A 1,101-nucleotide genomic window follows, 5' to 3' on the forward strand; every position below is an offset into this window, starting at 1 on the left:
CGCACAGGCGGCTAAAAGCTTTCTCACAGCGTTTGCGCGGCGAAACGCTGTCCAGATAAGGAGTCCGAGGGCAGCGGGCCACGCGAGGAGGCTGATGACGATCCCGAATAGACCTACCATCGCCGCGGTGATCTCCAACATGGCTCTAACACCTGAGTTAAGCCGCACCGCGAAGCGGTGTCGGCTTGGACGAATTGTTAGGGCGCAACCGGGACGAGTGTTTGGGCCGCCCCGTTGCTTGCGCCTATTGGACCGATGCTAGCCAAGTCAATGCCCTCGATGCACGCGAGGTTGAACCCGTACTCCGTTGGCACGCTGCGGCGCTGATGATGGGTGTAGATGCCACAGATGCTGCAAAAGTAGTGCTTGGCGGTCTTGGTGTTCCACTGATACGGCGAAAGCTTGTCAGCGCCGCGAGTAACCCGCAGCCGCTCCAGCGGCACGCCGGCCATGATTGCACCCTTGCGGCTACAGATAGAGCAATTGCGGCGCCGGATGTTCTCGAAGCCCTTTACGAGGTCTACCTCGAACTCAACGGCCTTGCAGTGGCATGTGCCTTTCACGGTCTGCATGTGCTCTCCATTGCGCCCTAACACCTGAGTTAAGCCGCGCCGCGAAGCGGTGTCGGCTTGAACGAATAGTTAGGCTGCAGCATACCGGCCGCAGCCGGAAAAGAGACAAGGGCCGAGACCAAGGGTAGAGGGCGGGCAGGGCGGCACAGCAACAGGCAGAGCCGTCAGTCAGCAGCGGCCGAAGGCAGGCAACACGGCGGTGGCTGCAGAGAAAGCGCCCGCCGAGAACCGTCACAGCGTGACGAAGTTATGCCCGGGAACCCAGCCGGGCGCGGACCGAAAGAGCGATAGGCCAGATGCGTCCGAAGGCAGCCAACCGTCCCGAGCGAACTTCCGAGCGCTGCGACGAAAACCACGGCGCCTTTGCCTGAGTGCGGTTGTAGCCCGAGGCCGAGCAGAGCTGCACTGACCAAGACAGCCACTGCTGCCCGCCTAACACCTGAGTTAAGCCGCGCCGCGAAGCGGCGTCGGCTTGGACGAACTGTTAGGCGGCAGTGGTCTGGAATGCCTGGGCTTTTGGCTGCCCGGC

The 1,101-nt window shown here is 62.2% G+C and carries 1 protein-coding gene; it reads right to left on the bottom strand.

The features are described 5' to 3' along the window. Nucleotides 1–197: 197 nt before the first annotated feature. Nucleotides 198–572, bottom strand: coding sequence for a GFA family protein (locus tag ACFFGH_RS34360; protein ID WP_386677456.1), 375 nt, complete (start codon nucleotides 570–572; stop codon nucleotides 198–200). Nucleotides 573–1,101 lie beyond the last annotated feature (529 nt).

Source organism: Lysobacter korlensis (genome assembly GCF_042434515.1).

Excerpts from the sequence above, each read along its gene's own strand:
- ACFFGH_RS34360 (WP_386677456.1), bottom strand. The coding sequence starts at position 572 with ATGCAGACCGTGAAAGGCACATGCCACTGCAAGGCCGTTGAGTTCGAG.